The sequence below is a fragment of the Dietzia sp. Die43 genome, from assembly GCF_024519835.1.
Classification (GTDB): Bacteria; Actinomycetota; Actinomycetes; order Mycobacteriales; family Mycobacteriaceae; genus Dietzia; species Dietzia kunjamensis.
In genome coordinates, this window is the sequence record NZ_JALJRF010000043.1 from 1 (window position 1) to 2,994 (window position 2,994).

Below are 2,994 nucleotides of genomic sequence, written 5' to 3' on the forward strand. Positions count from 1 at the left end.
CGATGCTCGTCCTGCCGCACGGCCTCTTCTACGGCCGCGTCGACCAGGCGGAGGACCCGGCCGACATCGTCACGGCCTACACCGAGGAGCGGGTCGACGAGCGGTACCTGCGCGGACGCAGTAGCCACTCGGCGGCCGTGCAGAGCGCCCAGCACCATGCCCGCGCGGTGGTGGGAGCTGGTCGAGGTCAGGGGCGCGTAGGGCGCGTCAGTGCGTCAGACGGTCTCCACCACGGGCTCGGACAGGGAGTCGGCCACGGCCTCGGCGGCGGTCTCCTCGAGCGGGATGGTGCAGGCCAGGGGCTCGCTGCCGGACCAGTCGTGGCCCCAGTAGCTGTCGGCGGTGATGTTCTGCGGCAGGTACTGGTTCTCGTCCACCATGAGGCCGTCATAGCCGAACTCGATGTCCCAGCCGCCGGGGGCCCGCAGGTAGTAGGACACCATCTTGTCGTTGGTGTGGCGGCCGAGGGTGGAGGAGATGCCGAACCCGTGCTCGGTGGTGCGCTCCATGGCCTGGGCGACCATGTCCATCTCGGCCACCTCGAGCATGATGTGGACGATTCCGGGGCCCATGTGCGGGGCGGGCATCACGGCGAAGCTGTGGTGGCGCGGGTTGACGCCCATGAACTGGATGCGCAGCGGCGGCATGCCGGGGGCCGACGGGAACGGGAAGGCGCCGCGGGTGTGGAAGCCCAGCACGTCGCGGTAGAAGCCGATGGTGGCGTCGTAGTCGGTGGTGGGGACCACGAGGTGGCCCAAGCCCAGCTCGTCGGTGACGAACTCGGTGCGGTACTTGGTGGAGACCTTGGAGTGGTCCAGCTCGGCGCCGTGGAAGATCTCCAGGCGCTGGCCGCAGGGGTCGTCCAGGGTGATGGCGCCGTCGACCTTGATCGCCTGCGCCTCGTCGTGGGTGAGGTCGCGGTAGGCGATGCCGTGCTCGGTGAGGGTGGCGCGGACGCGGTCCAGGGCGATCTCGTCGCGCACCTCCCAGCCCACCGCGGCGAGGTTGTCTTTCTCCGCGCGGCGCAGGGTGATGCGGCGGGCGCGCTCGTCGAGGCGCAGGTGGAGGGTGTCGTCATCGCCGCCGGCGCCCGCGCCCAGGTCGAGGACGTCGTGGGCGAGGGTGCGCCAACGGTCGAGGTCGGTGGTGTCGATTCTGAGGTAGCCGAGGGCCCGGATGTCGCCCATGGAGTGTCCTTTCGAGAGGTGTGGCCCGCGAAGGCCCGGGTGTCGCCGCCGGGAGCGCCGCACGCGTGCGCCCGTGTAGGGATGAGGACACTGTGACCGCAGTGTGGTGCGCGTCACCAGTCGATTCCGCTGGGTGGGAAAGCTGCGGGTGGGAGGGGGCTGACGTTGGCGAGCGCGACGACGACGAGAGCCCGCGCTCCCACGGGACCGTGGGCCATACCCGGCTCGGCGGAACCGACCGGGTCGCTCAGTTCCACGAACCCTGGCCCCAGAACCCCGCTGCCCCTCGGTGCCCCGGCCCACAGCACCGTGACCCGCAGCATTGAGGCCCGCGGCCCCGCGGCCCCCGCGAGGAGGTGCGGGCGCGCCTTTGGGCGCAGACGGGAGCGCTTCGAGGGACACTGTCGTCAATCACGGTGGCGAGAAGGGCGCCCGCGACACCCGCGGGATCCCGGTGGCTCAGGAGGATGCACGGATGACGACGACGCCGACGATGCCGACGGACTGGTACTTCGAGGACTTCGCCGAGGGCCAGGTGTTCCGGACGCAGGGTCGCACCATCACCGAGGCCGACCTGGTGACGTTCGCGGGGTGGAGTTGGGACACCAACCCCGTGCACACGGACGCCGTCGCCACCGCGGAGGGGCGGTTCGGTGGTCCGATCGCGCACGGGATGCTGGGGCTGTCCGTCCTGCTGGGGCTCGCGTCGCGGGTAGGGGTGTTCGAAGGGTGCTCGATCGCGCTGTTGGGGATCGACGGCTGGCGCTTTCATCTGCCGATCCGGCCGGGGGACACGGTGCGCGCGGAGATCACCATCACCGGGACGCGCCTCACGTCCTCGGGGTCGACCGGCATCCTGGAACGCCGCTTCGAGCTCTACGGCGCGAACGACGAGCTCGTCCAGAGCGGCCGGATCGACCTGATGGTGAACTGCCGGCCGTAGGCGCAATGACGTTGGGCCCCTTACGTGGCCCTTCCGGATCCGGAGTGCATAGCTGGGGTTCGCCGGTGATGCGGTGAGGCACAAGATGTAGGGGTCCTGGGGCGTGTGAAGATGCAAGTTCCTACACCAGCACTTCGCATCCCCAGGACCCGCTTTGAACGCTACCGCCAGCCTGCTCGCCGACACCATCTGCCGCACCGTCGAGCTCGGGGTGACCATCACCGACGCCGCCGTGGCCGACGAGCTCACGCACCTGTTCTGCGCTCCGGTGACGCTGGACCCGGTCTGCGCGGAGTGCGGGATGGCGGGCCGTTTGCGGGACCACGTCGAGCGGCGAGTGACCGACCTGCCGATCGTGGGTCACCCCACGAGACTGCACGTGCGGGTACCGCGCTTCACCTGCGACAACGCCGAGTGCGCTACGAGGATTTTCCAGCAGCGGATGCCGGCGTTGGCTGAGCCGCGGGCCAAGACCACCCGCCGCTGCACTCGCTGGATTCTGCAACGGCTGGCGGTCGACCGCAGCAGCGTGTCCGCGGTGGCCAAGGCCCTCGGGCTGGGGTGGGATTTGGTCAATGACCTGGCGGTCTCGAAGATCCGCGCGATGGTCTACGAGCAGCCCGGACACTTCGATGGCGTCCGCATTCTCGGGGTCGATGAGCACAAGTGGAAGCACGTGCGAGGCGACGGCAGCAGCTCGTTCGTCACCGTTCTGGTGGACCTGACCCCGGTCGTGGAGGGCACCGGCCCGTCTCGTCTGCTGGACATGGTCCCGGGCCGTTCGGCGAAGGTCCTCACCGAGTGGCTCGACGCCCGCGACCAGGCTTTTCGAGACCGAGTCAAGGTGGTCACGATGGACGGATT

At 69.6% G+C, this 2,994-nt stretch carries 3 protein-coding genes; 2 read left to right on the plus strand and 1 reads right to left on the minus strand.

Annotated elements, in window-relative coordinates; translation table 11 throughout:
• Positions 1-215 precede the first annotated feature (215 nt).
• Positions 216-1,187, minus strand: coding sequence for a VOC family protein (locus NR111_RS18065; protein ID WP_256821606.1), 972 nt, complete (start codon positions 1,185-1,187; stop codon positions 216-218).
• A 475-nt stretch (positions 1,188-1,662) separates the two neighbouring features.
• On the opposite strand from NR111_RS18065, the gene NR111_RS18070 reads away from it, so the two are divergent.
• Positions 1,663-2,130 (plus strand): MaoC/PaaZ C-terminal domain-containing protein, encoded by a 468-nt coding sequence (locus tag NR111_RS18070; protein WP_256821607.1) that lies wholly within the window; start codon positions 1,663-1,665, stop codon positions 2,128-2,130.
• Positions 2,131-2,284: 154 nt separating this feature from the next.
• On the plus strand, positions 2,285-2,994 hold a 710-nt coding region (locus NR111_RS18075), incomplete at its 3' end, for a transposase family protein (protein ID WP_256821608.1).

Coding starts and splice junctions, on each gene's coding strand:
- NR111_RS18065 (WP_256821606.1), bottom strand. CDS start 1,187: ATGGGCGACATCCGGGCCCTCGGCTACCTCAGAATCGACACCACCGAC.
- NR111_RS18070 (WP_256821607.1), top strand. CDS start 1,663: ATGACGACGACGCCGACGATGCCGACGGACTGGTACTTCGAGGACTTC.